14 protein-coding genes are annotated in these 19455 nt (G+C 41.6%); 8 read left to right on the plus strand and 6 right to left on the minus strand.

What is annotated here, in order from left to right; genetic code table 11:
• Positions 1-24: 24 nt before the first annotated feature.
• Genes D0T87_RS07700 through D0T87_RS07715 form a run of 4 tightly spaced genes read left to right on the plus strand, consistent with a single transcriptional unit; the run spans position 25 to position 7852 of the window.
• On the plus strand, positions 25-1257 hold the full coding sequence (locus D0T87_RS07700) for a glycoside hydrolase family 88 protein (protein WP_239063548.1): 1233 nt from the start codon (positions 25-27) through the stop codon (positions 1255-1257).
• A gap of 10 nt (positions 1258-1267) precedes the next feature.
• A complete protein-coding gene (locus D0T87_RS07705; protein ID WP_163174461.1) occupies positions 1268-3214 on the plus strand; it encodes a heparinase II/III family protein in 1947 nt (648 codons plus the stop codon).
• A gap of 50 nt (positions 3215-3264) precedes the next feature.
• Positions 3265-6276, plus strand: coding sequence for a TonB-dependent receptor (locus tag D0T87_RS07710; protein ID WP_163174463.1), 3012 nt, complete (start codon positions 3265-3267; stop codon positions 6274-6276).
• 28 nt (positions 6277-6304) lie between these two features.
• Positions 6305-7852, plus strand: a complete 1548-nt coding sequence (locus tag D0T87_RS07715; protein WP_163174465.1) for a RagB/SusD family nutrient uptake outer membrane protein — start codon at positions 6305-6307, stop codon at positions 7850-7852.
• A gap of 157 nt (positions 7853-8009) precedes the next feature.
• Here the strand turns inward: D0T87_RS07715 and D0T87_RS07720 are convergent, their stop codons facing one another.
• From D0T87_RS07720 to D0T87_RS07745, 6 genes are all read right to left on the minus strand, one after another.
• On the minus strand, positions 8010-8720 hold the full coding sequence (locus D0T87_RS07720; RefSeq protein WP_163174467.1) for a DUF4858 domain-containing protein: 711 nt from the start codon (positions 8718-8720) through the stop codon (positions 8010-8012).
• A gap of 13 nt (positions 8721-8733) precedes the next feature.
• On the minus strand, positions 8734-9264 hold the full coding sequence (locus tag D0T87_RS07725) for a DUF4943 family protein (RefSeq protein ID WP_163174469.1): 531 nt from the start codon (positions 9262-9264) through the stop codon (positions 8734-8736).
• 24 nt (positions 9265-9288) lie between these two features.
• The gene (locus tag D0T87_RS07730) at positions 9289-10422 is read right to left on the minus strand and encodes an outer membrane beta-barrel protein (RefSeq protein ID WP_163174471.1); all 1134 of its coding nucleotides are present in this window, start codon (positions 10420-10422) and stop codon (positions 9289-9291) included.
• Positions 10406-10957 carry an RNA polymerase sigma factor gene (locus D0T87_RS07735; RefSeq protein ID WP_163174474.1) on the minus strand — a complete coding sequence of 184 codons (552 nt, stop codon included), beginning with the start codon at positions 10955-10957 and terminating at the stop codon, positions 10406-10408. Before D0T87_RS07735 ends, D0T87_RS07730 begins: the two co-directional genes overlap by 17 nt.
• 234 nt (positions 10958-11191) lie before the next feature.
• The gene (nadC, locus tag D0T87_RS07740; RefSeq protein ID WP_163174476.1) at positions 11192-12031 is read right to left on the minus strand and encodes a carboxylating nicotinate-nucleotide diphosphorylase; all 840 of its coding nucleotides are present in this window, start codon (positions 12029-12031) and stop codon (positions 11192-11194) included.
• Complete coding sequence (locus tag D0T87_RS07745) at positions 12024-12416, minus strand: DUF4783 domain-containing protein (protein WP_163174478.1); 393 nt, start codon at positions 12414-12416, stop codon at positions 12024-12026. The genes nadC and D0T87_RS07745 overlap by 8 nt, the downstream gene beginning before the upstream one ends.
• 321 nt (positions 12417-12737) lie before the next feature.
• Here D0T87_RS07745 and D0T87_RS07750 point away from each other — a divergent pair, with 321 nt between their 5' ends.
• The 4 genes from D0T87_RS07750 (at position 12738) to D0T87_RS07765 (ending at position 19443) form a co-directional block, all read left to right on the plus strand.
• Positions 12738-13307: an RNA polymerase sigma factor gene (locus D0T87_RS07750; protein WP_163174480.1), complete on the plus strand. Its 570-nt coding sequence runs from the start codon at positions 12738-12740 to the stop codon at positions 13305-13307.
• Between the two features lie 81 nt (positions 13308-13388).
• Entirely contained in the window at positions 13389-14372 is a 984-nt protein-coding gene (locus D0T87_RS07755; RefSeq protein ID WP_163174482.1) for a FecR family protein, read from the plus strand.
• Positions 14373-14505: 133 nt separating this feature from the next.
• Complete coding sequence (locus D0T87_RS07760) at positions 14506-17937, plus strand: TonB-dependent receptor (protein ID WP_163174484.1); 3432 nt, start codon at positions 14506-14508, stop codon at positions 17935-17937.
• 6 nt (positions 17938-17943) lie between these two features.
• Positions 17944-19443 (plus strand): RagB/SusD family nutrient uptake outer membrane protein, encoded by a 1500-nt coding sequence (locus D0T87_RS07765; protein WP_163174486.1) that lies wholly within the window; start codon positions 17944-17946, stop codon positions 19441-19443.
• The last annotated feature ends 12 nt before the right edge of the window (positions 19444-19455 follow it).

The following is a 19455-nucleotide window of genomic DNA, read 5'->3' on the forward strand; positions in this document are numbered from 1 at the left end:
ATACAACTAACTAATTAAATGAATATGAAAAACTCTACATTAACATGCCTGCTATTCTCGGTTTTATGTCTAATCAGTATTACTTCCTGCAAGCAACCGGATAAGAACTTTGTGGATCAAAACATTGAATTCGCCGATACACAAATGCGCAATCTACTGTCGGCTGTCGGTGACTCGGAGAAATTACCCCGTTCAGTACTACCGTCCGGTGAATTGGATATGGTTGATATTGAAGATTGGACAAGCGGGTTCTTTCCCGGTGTTTTGTGGTATATGTACGAACTCACCAATGATGATTATTGGAAACAAGCCGCGGAGACCCAAAGTCAAAAGTTATTGCCTCTACAATATTTCACAGACCACCATGATGTTGGTTTTATGATGTATTGCAGTTATGGAAATGGTTATCGCCTGACTCAAAACGAAGACTATAAGGGCATACTGATTAACTCGGCCAAATCTCTTTCCACCCGTTTCAGAAAGAATGCCGGAATTATACAATCCTGGGATTTCAGTCGCTCCTGGGGTGGAGAAGCCTGGCGTTGTCCTGTAATCATCGACAATATGATGAATCTCGAACTCTTGTTTTTCGCTTCTAAAGTAACCAACGATGACACATTCAGAAATATAGCAATCAGCCATGCAGATAGAACATTGGAGAATCATATCAGAGAAGATTACAGTAGCTACCATGTCGTTAATTACGACACCATTAGCGGACAAGCAACCGGACTAGGTACCCGGCAGGGATTTGCCGATAACTCGACTTGGGCACGCGGACAAGGCTGGAGTATTTATGGTTTCACAATGACTTATCGGGAAACCAGGAACCCTAAATATTTGGAAGCTGCCCAACGCATAGCCGACTTCTATATTCAACATCCAAACCTACCGGAAGATAAGATTCCTTACTGGGATTTCAACGTCAACGAACCAGGATATACCCCATTGTTCGGCTATGATATGAATAAGTATAAGATTATTCCCCGCGATGTATCAGCTGCCACCATAGCTATATCCGGAATGCTCGAATTAAGCTATATTTTGGGTGAGAAAGGAAAAAAATACTATGATTTTGCAGAAGAGGCATTGCAATCTTTGAGTAGTCATTATCTTTATAAAGGAAATCATTCATTTATCCTTGATCAATCCGTAGGAAACTTTCCCGGAGACAGCGAAATAACCGTTCCATTAATATATGCAGATTACTATTTCCTCGAAGCATTGCTCCGATACAAACAGTTGTCGGTCAAATAAAAAAACGAATATGAAAAACACCTCCTTTACATTACTCTTTATCTGGCTGATATATCCCTTATCCAATGCAATGGGATATACCGAACGCAATCTTCTGCAAAAAGAAGCAGGCAGCATAGAGGTTCTGAAAGAAATACTTCTATCGAACCAACAATGGGTTTCCTACCCGAAGTATAACGACCGGAAGGCTTGGGATGATTTTCTCGGAGAGTATAAAGAAGAGTATATCCGGGAAGGAGAAGAGTTACTCAACTATCAATGGAAACTCATTACTGCCATGGATTACCTTGAATTTCAACGTAGCGGTTCGCGCGATGCTATGCAAGTTCCCTTCGGACTGAATAACCATACTATATCAAAGCTCGTAATCGCAGAGCTGGCCGAAGGTAAAGGACGCTTTATCGACCAAATCATCAATGGTGTTTTTCAGTATTGCGAAATGACTACATGGGCGGTATCCGCACACCTGAATATGCAGAAGAATAATAAGGTCATGCCGGATTTTAGGGAAAACATCATTGATATACAGGTTGCCGACCTGGGCGCTTTCCTATCATGGATATATTATTTTCTACATGAAGAATTTGATAAAGTAAACCCGGCAATTTCTCCATACCTGAAATCTGAGATCAAAAGACGGATTTTAGACAGATACATGCAGGAACCCAGTTTCTGGTGGATGTCATTCAACACTAAACCGGGTGGACTGATCAATAACTGGAATATCTGGACTAACTTCAATGTATTGCAGTGCTATCTGTTGATGGAGGAAGATAAAGAGAAACTCTCCCAAGCCGTGTGGCGTTCCATACAATCCGTAGATAAGTTCATTAATTACAATAAAGATGACGGAGCATGTGAAGAAGGTCCAGGATATTGGGGACATGCCGCAGGCAAACTATTCGATTATCTCGAACTACTTTCTTCTGCTACACAGGGACGAATTAATTTATTCGATAAGCCGCTGATTAAAAATATGGCTGAATATATTGCCAACTCATATATTGGCAAAGGGTGGATCGTTAACTTCTCGGATGCATCGGCACGGACTTCGCCCGACAACTTCCTCTTATATACATTCGGCAAAGCAGTTGGCAGTACATATATGGTAGATATGAGCATCGCAAGATACAATTCCAAAGAGGCGATAATGCCATCCGGCAAACGACAATGCGTTGATTTATACAGAGCACTGCGTAATCAAACCTGTTACCGGCAACTAAGAACAGGTCACGCGATACATCGCTATAAGCCTTATATGGCATATCCGGATTCGGAAGTTTGTTTCATGTCCAACAAGAACGCATTTTTTGTAGCTGCCAAGGGTGGACACAATGATGAAAGTCATAACCATAACGATATTGGCACCTTCAATTTGTATATAGATAGTATTCCCATCATTATTGATGCCGGAGTAGGTACATATACACGCCAAACATTCGACTCTAACCGATATGGCAATTGGGGCATGCAAAGCAATTATCATAACCTTCCCATAATCAACGGTATCGGGCAAAAAGAAGGAAAAGAGTTTCATGCACAACAAGTCGTGTTCAATGAAAAAGCAAAGAGTTTCTCCATGGACATTTCCAAAGCCTACCCCACCGAAGCCGGTGTAAACAAATGGATTCGGAGTTACACGTTGAAAAATGACAAGTTGATTATATCCGACACATACGATTTATTGGAAACTAAAGAGAAAAACCAAATAAATTTTATGACATGGGGAGCCATTGACCTCACTATGCCCGGTCGGATAATCATTAATACCAAAGGACAAAAAGCATTGTTGGAGTATGATATGAATAAACTTATGCCATCATTAGAAGAAATAGAGCTTACAGACCCTAAGTTCACTTCCGTATGGGGAGACTGCGTTTACAGAATATCTCTAACCGCAAAAGAAACAGCAAATAAAGGATCCTATCATTATACAATTTCTAAATGGAGGAATTAAAACAATGTGAGTGACACATCATTTATTACCTCAAATTAATCTTTTAATATATGAAAAATGTAACATTAACTAATCTGGGAAAAAATGCAGCCTGTATTTTCCTGTTCCTGCTATTGTTTATCGGGAATAATCCGCTATCAGCACAAACTGCTTCCGGAGGAAAAAACATTACAGGAGTGATAACTGACGAAAACGGAGAACCGCTGATTGGGGCGAATATTATTGTAAAGAGTGCTTCCTCTGTGGGTACAATAACTGATATAGATGGCAAGTTCTCATTAAATGTACCTTCGAAAGGAACACTACTTATATCTTACACCGGATACACGAATAAAGAAGTTCCGGTTGACACAAGAAACCATTATCTCATTACACTGGCCGAAGACCAGACTGTTCTGGATGAAGTGGTAGTAGTAGGTTATGGAGTTATGAAGAAAAGCGATGTAATCAGTTCTGTAACTTCTGTAAAAGCAGCTGAAATGAAGAAAGCAGTAACGCTCGATATTGGTGAAATGTTGAGAGGAAAGGCGGCGGGAGTACAAATTACAACAAGCTATGCCGGTCCTGGTGGCGGTTCTGACATTCAAATCAGAGGAGTAAACTCTATATCGGGAGGTACGGCTCCTATTATCATCGCAGATGGTGTAACCGTTGGCTCTATTAACGATGTGAATGCAAGTGACATTGAATCAGTAGAAGTACTAAAAGATGCAGCTGCACAATCCATATATGGAGCGCGGGCAGCAAATGGTGTTGTCCTTATCACTACCAAACGTGGAGCAGCGGGAAAAACATCTGTAAATTATGACGGTTTTTATGGATTCCAGGATGTGAAGCGGAATTTTGAAGTGTACACTCCGGAAGAATTCATGCAATATAAAAGGGAGGCCTACCGTACGACAAACGGAGGCGTATATGGAGATGACGCGGATGTATTTACTCCATTGGAATTGCAATCTATTGAAAATGGAGATTTTATCGACTGGCAAAAGGAATTACTACGCACAGGAACAATCCAAAAGCATAACGTCAGCGTTACGTCCGGTGGTGAAAAGACTAAGATATTCACCAGTCTGAGTTACGAAGACCAAAAAGGAGTTGTACGCAAAACTGATTTCAAAAAATATCAGGTACGCTTCAACTTAGATCAAATTATAAGTTCATGGCTTACATTCGGGCTTAATGCCAATTTGAGTTTTTCAGAGGCGAATGATCCGGGCATGTCGGGTATATTGATTGATGCCGTAACCTGCTCTCCTTTAGGGAAAGTATATGATGAGGAAGGGAATCTGAATATGCATCCAACCGGATTGCAAGAGAACTGGAATCCCCTGGTAAACCTGAACGAAAGAACTTCGCTGAAGAAGAACCGAACAGACTTAGTGAATGTATTCTTTGATATTAAACCATTCAAAGGTTTGAACTACCGTTTAAATCTCAGCAGAAGAAGCTGGAATTATAAACAGGAAAACTATAACACTGCAAACTCTGAAGCAGGAGTTGCCACAGGAAAAGGAAGCGGAAGCCTGACCAACAGAGATGGTTCGGAATGGACATTAGATAACATCTTGTCTTACGAGAATTCGTTCGGTAAAAACAATATCTCTGCTACTTTTATACAAAGTTGGAATGAGAAAAGACAGCACTCCGATGTCCTGTCAGCTTCACTAATACCGAATGACATGTTGCATATTTACGGTTTTGAATCGGCCGAGAAACTAGGTGTTACACTTGATGCCTATAAACGCCGACTGATATCAACTGCTTTAAGAGTGCAATACAATTATGCATCAAAATACTATGTGTCGCTAAGTGGTCGCCGGGATGGTTCTTCGGTTTTCGGAGCCAACGAAAAATGGGGTGTATTCCCAGCTGCTGCTATTGGGTGGAATGCTTATATGGAACCCTTCCTGCAACAATACAAATGGCTAACCAACCTCAAACTAAGGGCAAGTTATGGTAGTGTGGGAAATGAAGCTATTGCTCCGTATGGAAGTATAGCCTCAGCCGATAGACTAGACTATTATGCTGCCGGCCAAATGTCGGGCTATGCTCCGGGAACATACCTTTCCAATCCAAACCTGAAATGGGAAACATCAACAACCTTGAATGGTGCCCTGGATTTTGGTTTCTTCAATAACCGGATCTCCGGAACGATAGAGTTTTATAAAACCAACACCACCGATTTGCTGGTCAACCGTTCCATAAATTCTTCAACCGGATATACAACCATGAAAGATAATATCGGGGAAATAGAAAATAAAGGAATAGAATTGCAAATGAATGGTGTGTTGGTAAAAAACAGAGATTTAACCATACAAGCCGGATTTACATTCTTCAAGAACAAAAATAAGATAGTGAAACTGTTCGGAGATCTGGATGGAGATGGAGTGGAAGACGACTACCCGGCAAACAGCTGGTTCATTGGCCAACCCATAAGTGTATTCTACTCGTACGAAGCAATAGGTATCTGGCAGGAAAGTGAAAAAGACGATATACCTAAATCAGCCCAACCTACAGCCGAACCTGGTCATATAAAGTTACACGACAGAGACGGAAATGGAAAACTGGATGATGAAGACAAAGTGATCACTTCCAGGCTACCTAAATGGAATGGTTCCTTCAATCTGAGCGCCGAGTATAAAGGCTTTGACTTTTCGGCCGATCTGTATACGGTACAGGGAATTCTGAAGTCAAATCCATTCCTGTATGATTTCTCATATGGTGGTAACCTGCGAGCTGTTTTCAATGGGATAAAAGTAGACTACTGGACACCGGAAAATCCAACGGCCAAATTTCCTCGTCCAACAACAAATGGAGCAACAGACCTGGGACCTATATCCCGCCAGGATGCCTCTTATTTCAGATTGCAGAATATAACATTAGGATACAACTTCCAGAAAAACGTGCTTTCAAAATTAAGATTGCAGAAACTAAGGCTTTATGTAACAGGACAAAACCTGTGGACATCCACAGACTTCGAGGCATACAGCCCTGAGCAGCCCGCCGACTCTTATCCCGAAGCTCGTTCACTAAGTTTTGGTGTTCAATTAGGTTTTTAAAATCATAAAATCATAAAAACATAGAAATATGAAAAAATATATATTACTTCTAATTAGTTCTTTAATTTTAGTGACGTCATGCGAGTCATGGCTCGAAGAAGAGCAATTCAATAAGGTAAACAATGAGGCTCTTTACAAAAATGAAGATGGTTTAACCGTTGCACTGAACGGACTATATAGCTTGACCAGGACATTTTTCACCTTTGCCCTGAGCGATAGTTACCAAGGTATATACTGGTTTTATTGTGCCGATGATTTATCATTAGTACGAACCAAAAACGAATGGTATATATACAGAGCAGGTATGGTGCCGGACAAAATGCCAACCGAGATTTGGAATCGCCCTTATCAGATGATAGACCGGGCTTCGGCAATTATCACGTCGGCACCCAAAATAGAAATGAGTACGGATAATAAAAACAGGATTGTATCAGAAGCCAGAGTAATAAGGGCATGGTCTTATATACGTTTGCTAAACACTTACGACAATATATTATTGGATACCATACCGACAACTCCTGAAAACGCTTTTGGCCCTGTTGAATATAAACCGGCGATAAAAACAGATGTATTGAAATTGATCAACTCTGATCTGGACTTTGCGATTAAGAATCTGGCTTATAAAGTAGATCCGGGAATCATAGGAAAAGGTTTGGCTAGACAGCTACGTGCAGAATCGGCCATGTTAGGAGAGGATTACACCATGGCAGCATTGCAGTGCGACTCTATCGCTGAATATAGTGGACATGGACTGGTGCCGATAAACGAAGTATTTGGAGATAACGTCAATCATAAAGAAACCCTTTTCGCATGGCAGTATGATGAACTTTCCGGTGGTAGTTCGGACAAAGCCGGTGGCACAGGCAATCAGTACGGAGGATGTTTCACAGCCCGTTTTTATATGCTAAGGGTTGCCGGAGATACACAAGCTCCTATTTTAGAGTCTGTAGAATATGGAGGTAATTCACTGGGTTGGTGTTATCCCAATTCATATTTGAGGTCGCTCTATGATGAAGATGTAGATCAACGGATGACACATTATTTCTATCCGGACGAACTTTATGCCAACAATCCAAAATCAAAGTATTACGGACAGAAGTTACCTGGTAATCCCCCCTACTCTACACAACTTATGCAGTATGCATGGAGTCTGAAAAAGTATCACGATAATAGCAAAGTACCTACAACTGCCAGATCCTACAAGCCGCTGGTTTCATATAGATATGCAGAAACTTGTCTGTTAGGAGCGGAGGCACATTGGCGGAATGGTAATACGGGAAAGGCGCTGGAATACCTCAATGCGGTACGCAAAAGAGCCGGGTTGGATAACGAAACAACGATTGACTTACAAAAAGTCATGGATGAAGATGCCCGTGAATTGTGTTTTGAAGGAAAACGCTGGTTCTTCCTGAAACGAATCGGAAAATTGGTAGAACAAGTAAATAAATATCACCAGATTGGTAGTACAACTTCAAGTATTGTACCCTTCCCAATGAAGGATTATATGGTGAGATGGCCTATTCCACAATCGCAGATTAATGTAATGGGAACATTCCCACAAAATCCGGAATATTAAAACTTAGAGATAATTATTAAAGAGAGAGGGGTGTATCACAAGTTGATAACATCTCTCTCTTCCGTTTAAATGTAAAATTCTCAGGATACTATGATAACACAACCAGGGTAGTATGTATGGTAAGAGTCCTTGGGTAGTATGGTAGCGGTGCCAGGGTTTAATGAATAATTCCCTTTATTTCTTCTTTTATTTGACTTGATATAGAATCACCATAATTCTCCAGCACTTCCAATGTACGCGCCCTACGTTTCCGTCCTTTCTTGTCCCAGAAATCTTTGGTAAAAGGAGCCATAAAATCACCCGATAAACCACTACCATCCGATGGCCCCCATCCTCCAACGGCTATGTTATTTGCCCGGTTTGCCAAGGGATTATAGCGCAACCCGGTGGCTTCAATCTCGTCTACTGACTTACGGATACCCGGATCAAGAGGATTCTTTGCCCAATTGGAGTAAATAAAAGCCATATTCATATGGAACTTGCCATATTTCCATGCTTCGGTTCTTGGGTCCTGATCGCCATACTTCCAGGTATCCTTCTTTATGTTTATCTTTCTCTGATAAATTGGATCATAGTTATATTTCGTCTTTGCCGTATAAGGACGTAAGGATAGTCTGATTTCTTTCTTTTCAGGAAAAACTTTGGGAAGAGTAGCATCAAATTGGAGTGCAGGCTTCTCATCAGAGATTACCTGCTCGCCTGCAAATGTTCCGAAGTCAATTTCTTTAATAATATTCGGATTCAATTTTATTTCTCCATCCGTATTCAAAATACGACGTAGATTCAATGAATCCTTCTGATTCCATTGGGCATGCGCCAACAAAGAAATCAGACTAACACTCAAAAACAAACTCAGGCGTTTACTCATTTACTATATTCTTTTACCACCAACGATAGTCACTTTCCATAAGAGGATCAACGGTCCAGGGACCAACAGACGACCATGCATCGGGGTTTTCAACTGATTCCCACCAAAGGCGATAGAGCGCAGCCGCTTCCATCACTTCCTCATTGGTGAGAAAATAAATTCCTTCGTAATTCTCTGCATCGCGATGTAACAGTTTACATCCCAGCGAAGGATAATGTCCTAAACGTATGCCTTCAATAATCCACAACATACACTCACCCAAACGGGCCTTCCCCCCGAAATGGGAAGATATAGACGGCAACGGAAAAGAAGGGATTTCCGTCAAATCCTCTGTATACTTTAACAACTGAGGAATATGTTTGGATGTAAATAAAGGCACTTCTACAATTCCGTTAGCATTTTTTGTATTATACGTTCCGGATTTTAACTGTTTCACAAATACACGTACATCAGGATTATGATAATCCAGTGTATCATCGGTACAGCCCATAGCTACGAATACGAAGACTGACAACACAGTCCATTTTATCCATGCGTGTTTCATAACAAATTGTATTACAAATAAGGCTTAATAAGTCATTCTTATCCCACACAACAGATTCATGTTGAGCGGTTTCTCTTTACGAATAGTATGAACAGGACTGCCATCATCGAAATGATAGCTCAACCCGGGCTCGGCATACAACGATAAGCGATCCGAAAGTTTATACTGTAGACCTACGGCGGCTGTCAATGAAAGTTGAAGTTCGTTTGGTTTCACATCACCACTCACACATTTTTCCACCATTCCGCCTGCCGAGGCGTACAGATTTACACGTTTGTTTTTATAAAGACTTAGATCTGCTTTCACCGGAATACCTACATAATGAAGCGTTTGATCCTGGGTGTACGAACCGCCTTCATCTGTTGTAAGTTTTGAATTTAATTGCGTATATACCACCCCACTCTCAATTCCCCAGCGTTCGGACAGTTCCTTACGCACAGTAAGTCCAACAGAGAAGGGTTGTTTATGTTTTATTGTTCCCGATTCAAGAGTGCTGATTGCCGTAGGAGTAAATGGTTCTATCTGTTGCGAATGAACACGGTCGCTCAACAAACCGGCAGAGGCAAATGCTCCCACACTCCATGTTCTGTGTTTCTTATCTTTAGCCAAAGGTAGAGCATCTTGTTGTTCGTCGCCAGAAGAACCCGGCTGCGCCGCCTCGGTGCCGCCTGCATATGCGGTTCGTTCTTCGTATCTATTCGAAGTTCTGTTTTGATTATCATTGCCAGATGACGAAATAGAAAATGACATAGAGAAAGAAACCGAGAAAGATTCTTCTTCATCATATTCCTCAATAGCTTCAGCAGGTTTTGAGGCTACAGGAACAGGAGAGGTAGATGAAGCATGAAAGTCGGGCAATTCGCCATGCACAATATCAGCCCCCATCTTTCCGGCTGTTCCGGTAGATACGGCAACCTGAGTAAAAGCATTGGCAATTTCTTCTTTAGGAGAGAAATACCAAAATGCAGCAGAAGCTCCTGCCAGAATGAGCAATACAGAAGCAGCCGCTGAAAAACGATGTATGATTTGCCGGCGACGAGAGATTACTATAGGAATATCTTGTTGAAGCTCTTCCCAGAACCCTTCCCTTAGCGGCATTTCCGCATCTTCAAGACGCGTACGGAACAAGTTGGTCAATTCATCATTTTCTTTCTTCATGGCTCACATATTCTTTTATTTTCTTGGCTAATAAGAACTTGGCTCTGTGTAACTGTGATGTAGATGAGTGTTCTTTGATCCGGAGCATTTCGCCTATTTCCTTATGAGATTTGTTTTCAAACACATAAAGGTTAAATACCGTGCGGCAACCATCGGGCAATTCCGCAACAAACTCCATCAGTTTTTCTTCGGGTATCTTACCTGTATTTCCCGAATCCGGAAGATCGGGAATATCAGGCAAGTATTCATCGGCGACAACCACTTCGTTCATCCTCTTCTGTCTGCGCAGATAGTCGAGGGACTGGGTGACCATCACCCTGGTTATCCATGTTCGGAGCGATGACTCTCCGCGAAAAGAAAAACGAGTAAAGATCTTAATGAACCCATCATGCAATACGTCATGAGCCGCATCCATATCGCCCGTGTAGCGGTAGCATACCGCAAGCATCTGCTTGGCGTAGAGTGTATAGAGTTGCTTACGGGCGAAGTCCTCTCCCGCTCGGCAGCCTCTGATCAACTCTATTTCATTTTCCAATTGAAATGCTATTTTTCGGGAACGTTATGTTTGCTTCGTTCATCCGTTAGACGCAGCGGTTGGAGGAATGCTGCAAAGAATAGTGTTAAAAAAGGTTTTCAACCTTTTTAAAGTTGAAAATTGAAAGTTGAAAGTTGAAAGTGAGCTATGCAGGTACACAATAATAATCGGCATCGTAACTTTCAATTTTCAACTTTCAACTAAATGAGCTTTAAAGCCGTTTAAGCCTCCAGCTTAAACGGCTTTAAAGCTCATGTCGAGCCCTTTAACCGAGTGTGTTAGCGCGCCTACGGAAATGTAGTCAACCCCGGTTTCGGCATAGTTTCTAAGTGTATCGAATGTTATACCACCCGAAGATTCGGTTTCGTAACGTCCACCGATCATTTCTACGGCTTTGCGGGTATTCTCGGGCGTGAAATTATCCAGCATGATCCGGTCTACTCCGCCGATGTTCAGAACTTGTTGCAGTTCATCGAAGTTCCGCACTTCAATTTCTATTTTCAGGTCTTTACCTTTTTCTTTGAGGTATTCCTGGGCGCGGGTAATCGCTTTATCGATACCACCGGCAAAATCCACATGATTATCTTTGAGGAGGATCATATCGAAAAGGCCAATACGATGATTCACACCACCACCAATCTTAACCGCTTCTTTTTCCAGCATACGCATGCCCGGAGTAGTCTTACGGGTATCCAGTACACGGGTTTTGGTGCCTTCCAGTTGCTTTACGTATTTACGTGTCATGGTAGCGATGCCACTCATACGCTGCATAACGTTAAGCATCAACCGTTCGGTCTGAAGTAGTGATTGCACTTTTCCTTCCACGATCATCACAATATCACCGGGTTTTACCTCGGTACCATCGTTAATAAATACCTCAACCTTCATTGTGGGGTCGAAACGGTGGAAGATTTCTTTTGCAATTTCTACTCCGGCCAATACACCGGCTTCTTTGATTAGTAACTTCGATTTCCCCATTGCAGTAGCGGGGATACTTGAGAGTGTGGTATGATCGCCATCGCCTATATCTTCTGCAAAGGCCAGGTCGATCAGTCTGTCTATTAAATCATTCATTGGTTTTATCAATTCTTATCTGATGTATCAAATAGTTGTTTTCAATTCTTTTCAGGAAACAATTTACCCGGTAGTTACCGGTCGAGGTACTCAGGGTACCAATTACAAAGCTCGATTCGCCTTTTTTCCCCTGATGGTTCACATTAAAGTTAGTCACTTTGTTCTGCGTGAAGAAAGAGTTCATTGTAGTTTCTGCTGTCTGTTTGTTTGCGTTAGATGTGCGGTTCATAATAACCAGTTCTACATTATTGCTCAGAAATTTGCCAAGCTCAACAGAACTACCTCTTTTGAAAGCCATAATAACTCCCTCCGGTACGTCTTGCGCCATGGCAGCGGTAGCGGTTAGAATCACGCTGATCGTCAATAAAAGTATTCTTTTTTTCATAGACAATAGGTATTAATCCAGGGCAAAGTTAAGAATTAATTCTTTATCAAGAGCAAAAACACTATTTTTCCGGTTTGAAACCCTCTTCCTTTAATATCTACTCACTTGACATTTTGTAAGTTATTGACTGTAACTATATTGTAGAATAAGCAGATATCTATTTTATACTAAGGAATTCGCACCAACCGGATCAGTATTAATTCACATCCCCATCATCCCTTAAAGCTTTTCTAATTCAACTCTTTTTGTACCTTGCTGAATATTAATAGTTCAAATCCTCTGAATTATACCGCATTTCTAAAAAATCATTATCTTTACTGCATGAACTACGAAAAACACATAGTGGGTCTTAAAGAAGGGTCATATAACGATTTCAAGTTTTTATATGAACAATTTTCAGGAAATCTCTATGGATTTGCGTTCTCTCTAGTCCGGTCTGAAAGCCTGGCCAAGGATATTGTACAAGAAACTTTTATGAAAGTATGGATAAATAGGGAAACCATACAACCCGGACTATCCTTTAAATCTTATCTCTTCAAAATATCCAGAAATCTCATTATCGATGAGTTCAGAAAACAAATGAGCAATCCGGTCTTCGAAAATTACCTCGATTATTGCGATGAACTGCAAACCTCTCATCATGAGATAGAGCAGCAGATTGACTTTGATTTGTTCATTCTAAGACTTGAAGAAGCCAAAAAGAAACTAACCCTCCGCCAGCGTGAAATATTCGAAATGAGCAAGGAGCAAGGTCTGTCTTCTTCCAAAATAGCAGAAGAATTAGGTATCAGCGAACAAACAATATACAACCAGCTTTCCACTGTTATGCGTATCCTTAGGAAGGAAATAGGAGGATCACTCTTGTTGCTTCTCACACTCTTTTTCGACTAAAACAAAAAAAGTTCATTTTTCCATAGTAGATTCTTTCGGCTATTTCGTAATAACTTATAGAATAGCAAAAATCTACCATACATGGAAAAACATATAGTTAATCTCCTCAATAAATTTATTTCCGGGAAAATAGACCGTAATGAACGCAAAACGCTCAGGAATGCCATTTCCGAAATGTCGGATATGGAACTGAGTAAAGCGCTATCCGAAGCATGGAATGAATATGACGGTAATATCCAAAACGGAAATGATTTCGACCAACTGGCAAGAAAACTGCGAATATCTCCACCTCAGCAGAAAAAGAACTATACGCTGCGAACAGTAGCACGCATTGCAGCCGCCATCGCAATACCTTTATTTATAGGATTCCAAATATACCTGTACACTCAGAATGAAAGGCTGAACAATTTTATCGACAATCAGCTGCAAGTCAATATACAGAGTGGTGAAATGGCCGACATTACCCTACCCGACGGCACCAAAGTGTATCTTAACTCAGCCACAACAATGTCATATCCGGTCGACTTTGGTCTGAAAAGCAGAGAAGTACGCCTGGCAGGCGAAGCATTTCTTGATGTGGCAAAGAATAAAGAAAAGCCCTTCTATGTACATACCGATTATGTACAAATTGAAGTATTGGGAACCAAATTTAACATTAACGCTTATCCCGATCTCAATACTGTAGAAACAACCCTCATAGAAGGATCAGTAAAACTCACAACCAAAGGAACCACGCCACGATCCATCATCATGAAGCCCAACCAGAAAGTTGTATATAATAAACTGCAGGATGTACTCTCAGTAAACGACACACAAGCACACTTCGAAACTGCATGGACACGCGGCGAACTGGTATTCCGTTCGGCTACCTTTGCCGATGTTATGAACAAACTTCAAAAACGCTACGGTGTAGAAATAGAGATTGTGAACAACCGGTATAATGCCGATTTATTTAGCGGTAGTTTCAAGGAAGAATATATCACCGGAGTTTTAAAGAAACTTCAAGTGCATTATAACTTTACTTTTACAGATAAAAACGAGAAGATTCTTATTCACTTTAACTAAAAACAAACCATATGAAAGAGAGAGCCCCATAAATATAAAAGAAGAACCGGAAGGTTGGCCGACCCTCCGGTTCCGAAAGAGTTAATACAAACTCATAATAAGTCTTATAGTATCAACCTTAAATATTTATACGATGGACAAAATCTGTCAGAAAAATCTTTGCTATTGCAAAAGTAGTAAAATTCATAAGATTATCATTCCTTTTTTACTGGTTTTAATGTTTGTGCCTGTAAAATTATATGCACAACAGACCAATAATGTAACTTTATCAACAAGAAATGAGAGTTTACAACAAGTGCTCGACCATGTTGAAAAAACAACTATTTATCGCTTTACCTACCGCGACGCGGTATTACCAACCGAAAAGAATATTACAATCACTGCAAATGCAATGCCGATAGAGGGTTTCCTCAACAGGATATTGGCATCTACAACATTAACCTTTAGGCGCAATGAAAACTCGTTTGCCATTGTACCTAAAACCCAACAAAAAGACAGAGTTGTTACAGGAGTTGTGATAGATGAGATCGGCGAACCGCTTGTAGGTGTTACAGTTTTAGTGAAGAACTCCAAAACAGGTACTACAACAAACATTGACGGACGGTTTTCAATAACCGTTGACCCTACCGCTACACTTACATTTTCGTACCTGGGATATCTCACAACTGATGTTCCTATAAAAGGTAAAAGCAGTATAAAGGTTACTATGAATCCCGATTCCCAAACGCTCGACGAAGTAGTGGTAGTGGGGTATGGTACAATGCGAAAGAGTGACCTTACCGGTTCTATATCCTCTATCAAAGGTAGCGAAATGCCTAAAGTAGCAAACACAACACTGGCACAATCGCTTAAAGGAGCCATCCCGGGATTATCGTTCACACAAACAAGTAGCCAGCCGGGCGCAGCAGTATGGATGCAAATCCGTGGTGCGGCAACGGATGCATCTCCTCTTATTGTTGTTGACGGCGTACCGGTAAGCACCATGTGGGAACCAAGCACCGGACTGAATTTCGGCAAAGGAGACAAAGAGAGTGTGCTCGACAATATCAATCCCGATGATATTCAAGATATACAAGTGCTCAAAGATGCCAGTGCAACTTCAATATACGGTTCAAGAGCTTCGGGAGGTGTAATACTGATCACTACAAAACGTGGAGCCGAAGACGCTAAACGTGTAGATGTAACGTTCAAGTCTTCGTACACAACCCAGTGGATAGACGAGAAACCGGATGTAATGAAGCCCAAAGATTACATGCGTGCATCCAATGAATCACAACTGGAACGTTGGTTGAAAGACGAAGGATATTATCCTTGGGGAGAAAAACAATTGCCCGGAAGCGAAGAAGAAATCCGCCGTTTATACGAAAGTGCCGGACAGAAATGGAACTACAAATGGGACTTCATTGATCATTTCATTGGAGGAACAGACTGGTATGATGCCATCACACGCAATGGAGAAATACAACAATACGACCTTTCGGTAACAGGGGGAAATGCTAAGAGCAGCTATTTGATCTCCTTGGGTCATATGAGTAACGACGGTATTGTAAAAACCAATGATTACGCCCGGACTACCGGACGCATAAACATCGACCAACGGTTTAATTCATGGTTGAAAGGAGGAATCAACGCAAGCTACTCGCGCATCAACTCCAACGACGTACCTATTTCCGGTGCAGGCGGATCTACTACCCTGTTTCAAGCGGCACGTAAATACGACCCTACTATACCCATCCGCGACGAAAACGGAAATTACGCATTAGGTACCATTTACGGATTATCACAAAATCCGGTATCGTTGCTTGATGTATCAATGCATACCAAAAAAGACAATATACTTGCCTCAGCTTTTCTCGAATTAAATCCAATCAAGGATTTGGCTATAAAAGCAACGGTAGGTTATGATCGCAAATTTGCTAAATCCGGAAGTTATTTCCCGATGACCACACAAGAGGGTATTAACTCGCAGGGGGTAGCCAGGGTAAACAACAGTGAACTCGATAACTATTATTTCAACATAACAGCAACCTATACCAAGACGTTTGCCAAAGTTCACAAGTTAAACGCAATGGTAGGTTGGGAATACTACGAACAGCAGAACGAAGGGTTATCTGCCGAAAACCGCGGATTCCCATATGATGGGGTAGAATGGCACAATCTGGGTCTTGGTACTTATGAGAGACCGGTGGTGGGATCATCGAGATACACAGGAGAAAACGCATCGCTCATCTCACGTATAAACTATTCATACAAAGAGCGTTATTTGATTACGGCCAACTTCCGCCGCGACGGTTCGTCGAACTTTGCCGCCAACAAGCAATGGGGTAATTTCGGTGGAGTGGCACTTGCCTGGCGTCTCACACAGGAGAACTTCCTTAAAGACGTAAAATGGCTTCATAACCTGAAACTCAGAGCAGGATATGGTGTTACAGGAAATGCAGGTAGCCTCACAGGTATAAACACATACTATGTTGCCGGAAAAGATTACTATTTCAATAACAAACATACCAGTGGAGTGGCGCTTGCCGCACTTGGCAACCCTAACCTATCGTGGGAATCGCAGGAAGATATTAACCTGGGGCTGGACTTTGGTTTTTTTGAGAATAAATTCGGAGGAAGTATCGATATCTACGAACGTACCATCAAAGACCGTATCGGCAAAAAGGACCTTATGTCGTTTCACGAGATAAACACCATTAATTACAACACTCTGCGCGAGGATAAAACCCAAGGGGTAGACCTTATGCTATATGGTACTGTGGCATTGGACAACTCATTTATGTGGCATACACAGTTTACCCTGACTTATTACAAAGATTTTGCTTCCAAACGCGATCCGTCGGAGATATTGGACATCAACGACAAATACCGTAAACGTTGGGACGAAATGTGGTATTACGAAACCGATGGTATTATCCAACCAGGCGAAACTGTAAATCACATGCCGGGTGCCATTGCCGGTTCTGTAAAGATAGTAGACCGTGACGGATATCTTTATGATGGAGAAGGGAACATCGTAAGAGACAAAAAAGGACGGCCCATGTATGCAGGTGAACCCGATGGTAAGATAGACAAAGCCGATCTGGTATTGATTGGTCATAACACACCAATTCCCATCAGCTGGAACAATACATTTAAGTACAAGAACTTCGACATGAATATTTATATCTACGGTAAACTGAATCACTGGAAGAACAATGACCGCAAGGCGCTTGTTGATTACGGAACTTATCAGGGAATAAATACGATCACTACATTCAAAGATCGCTTTACTTACAATAACGTAAATTCAACACAGCCGGGATTCACTCAGTCTACCGCTTCTCAATGGGGATATGGCAATTACTTTATGGAAAAAGCATGGTTCTTCAGAATAGACAATATCTCTGTTGGATACACGCTTCCGAAGAGTATTACCAAAAACATCTTCCAGTCGGTACGTTTCAATGCTGCTGTAAAAAATGTTGCTTTGATATCTCCTTATAAGGGACACGATCCTGAATATGACATTTATATGTACCCTAGTACAAGTGCGTTTACATTTGGTATTGACTTTAAATTTTAAAATAGCATGAAAGCAAATATATATATTGTAATATTCATTGGATTCCTCCTGTCCGTTACTTCTTGTACATTGGAAAGAGAATCGTTTAATGAAATATACCCCGAAAACTTCTTCCGCAACGAAGATGATGTAAACAAGGCCCTTGCCGCTCTTTATCATATGCCTTTCCGAATGGGATATGGTAGCTTCTATGGTGTAGACGAGTATAGCTATCAGGTAGCCTCGGACTTTATGGCCGGAACCATGGGAAGCCGTTGGGTAGATGCCACCGGTGTCGCTCAATATCAGGAACACCGCTGGGAAGAAAATGCTACAGGCGGTTATGCCAAGAATTTTTCCGAAAGAATATATTCGCAATACAACAGGCTTACTTCCATCAAAGAAACCATAAAAAGAATAGAAGCCGCACCTATTACCGACGGACTGAAAATAAAAGCAACAGCAGAGGCCAAGTGTCTGTATGCCTGGATCGGTTTCATCCTTTATGACATGTTTGGTCCCGTGCCTCTTGTTACCGATGAGGCTCTGGCAAATCCGGAAGCGAAAATACTGATCCCCAGACTTAGCGATCAGGAATATTGCGACATTATGATCGGTTACCTCGATGATGCCATTGCCGGAGGACTTCCCATCAGACAAGACAATGACTGGGGACGCGTATCAAAAGGTATGGCACTGATGCTCAAACTTAAATTCCATATGGTGAATCGTAACTTTACCGAAGCAGAGAAAGTTGCCCGCGAACTTTACGGACACAGAAACAGTTCGTACAACCTGATGGATAACTACAGGGATATCTTCAATAAGTACAATGTAAAAAACAAAGAGATCATACATGCTATACCTTGCGGACTGGCAGACGGTATGCAGAACCGCACAATTATCCAATTCTACCCTGTGCGCTGGAAGCAAGACCGTCAGTGTTGGTTCACATTCGGTATGCACTGGAAGTTTTACGATACATTCGAACCGGAAGATGACCGCTTGAACAGCGTTGTTACCGATTATGTAAGTATCAATGGCGAAGTATGCAACAGAACTACCGGATTCCTCAAAGAAGCTGCTGCCATAGTTAAAGTAGACGATCATACGTACACCGGCGGAGAATATTGCTCAGTCGACCTTATCGTATATCGTTTCGCTGACGTAATGCTTTCTTTGGCCGAATGTATAAATGAGAACAACGGTACTCCTACTCAGGAAGCCATCGATTTGGTGAACGAAGTCAGGGCGCGTGTTAATCTGCCGGCTCTTACTGCTGTGCAAACAGCTGGTAAAGAAGCATTCAACAAGGCTGTTCTTAACGAACGCTTGCATGAATTTATGGCCGAGGGTCTTTCCCGTCAGGATAAAATACGCCATGGAGTATTCGTGTCCGATTCTAAAGCACAGTTTCCAAACAGTCAGTCGGCAGAGCATAAAGTACGCCTTGCCATTCCTTCAAAATACATTTTGGAATCGGAAGGAGTTGTGAAACAGAATCCGGGTTATACCACGGGCAATTAATTTAAAGCATAT

Origin of the sequence: Bacteroides sp. 51, from assembly GCF_010500965.1 — a bacterium.
Lineage (GTDB): Bacteria > Bacteroidota > Bacteroidia > Bacteroidales > Bacteroidaceae > Bacteroides.

Excerpts from the sequence above, each read along its gene's own strand:
- D0T87_RS07700 (WP_239063548.1), top strand. The coding sequence starts at position 25 with ATGAAAAACTCTACATTAACATGCCTGCTATTCTCGGTTTTATGTCTA.
- D0T87_RS07705 (WP_163174461.1), top strand. The coding sequence starts at position 1,268 with ATGAAAAACACCTCCTTTACATTACTCTTTATCTGGCTGATATATCCC.
- D0T87_RS07710 (WP_163174463.1), top strand. The coding sequence starts at position 3,265 with ATGAAAAATGTAACATTAACTAATCTGGGAAAAAATGCAGCCTGTATT.
- D0T87_RS07715 (WP_163174465.1), top strand. The coding sequence starts at position 6,305 with ATGAAAAAATATATATTACTTCTAATTAGTTCTTTAATTTTAGTGACG.
- D0T87_RS07720 (WP_163174467.1), bottom strand. The coding sequence starts at position 8,720 with ATGAGTAAACGCCTGAGTTTGTTTTTGAGTGTTAGTCTGATTTCTTTG.
- D0T87_RS07725 (WP_163174469.1), bottom strand. The coding sequence starts at position 9,264 with ATGAAACACGCATGGATAAAATGGACTGTGTTGTCAGTCTTCGTATTC.
- D0T87_RS07730 (WP_163174471.1), bottom strand. The coding sequence starts at position 10,422 with ATGAAGAAAGAAAATGATGAATTGACCAACTTGTTCCGTACGCGTCTT.
- nadC (WP_163174476.1), bottom strand. The coding sequence starts at position 12,031 with ATGAATGATTTAATAGACAGACTGATCGACCTGGCCTTTGCAGAAGAT.
- D0T87_RS07745 (WP_163174478.1), bottom strand. The coding sequence starts at position 12,416 with ATGAAAAAAAGAATACTTTTATTGACGATCAGCGTGATTCTAACCGCT.
- D0T87_RS07750 (WP_163174480.1), top strand. The coding sequence starts at position 12,738 with ATGAACTACGAAAAACACATAGTGGGTCTTAAAGAAGGGTCATATAAC.
- D0T87_RS07755 (WP_163174482.1), top strand. The coding sequence starts at position 13,389 with ATGGAAAAACATATAGTTAATCTCCTCAATAAATTTATTTCCGGGAAA.
- D0T87_RS07760 (WP_163174484.1), top strand. The coding sequence starts at position 14,506 with ATGGACAAAATCTGTCAGAAAAATCTTTGCTATTGCAAAAGTAGTAAA.
- D0T87_RS07765 (WP_163174486.1), top strand. The coding sequence starts at position 17,944 with ATGAAAGCAAATATATATATTGTAATATTCATTGGATTCCTCCTGTCC.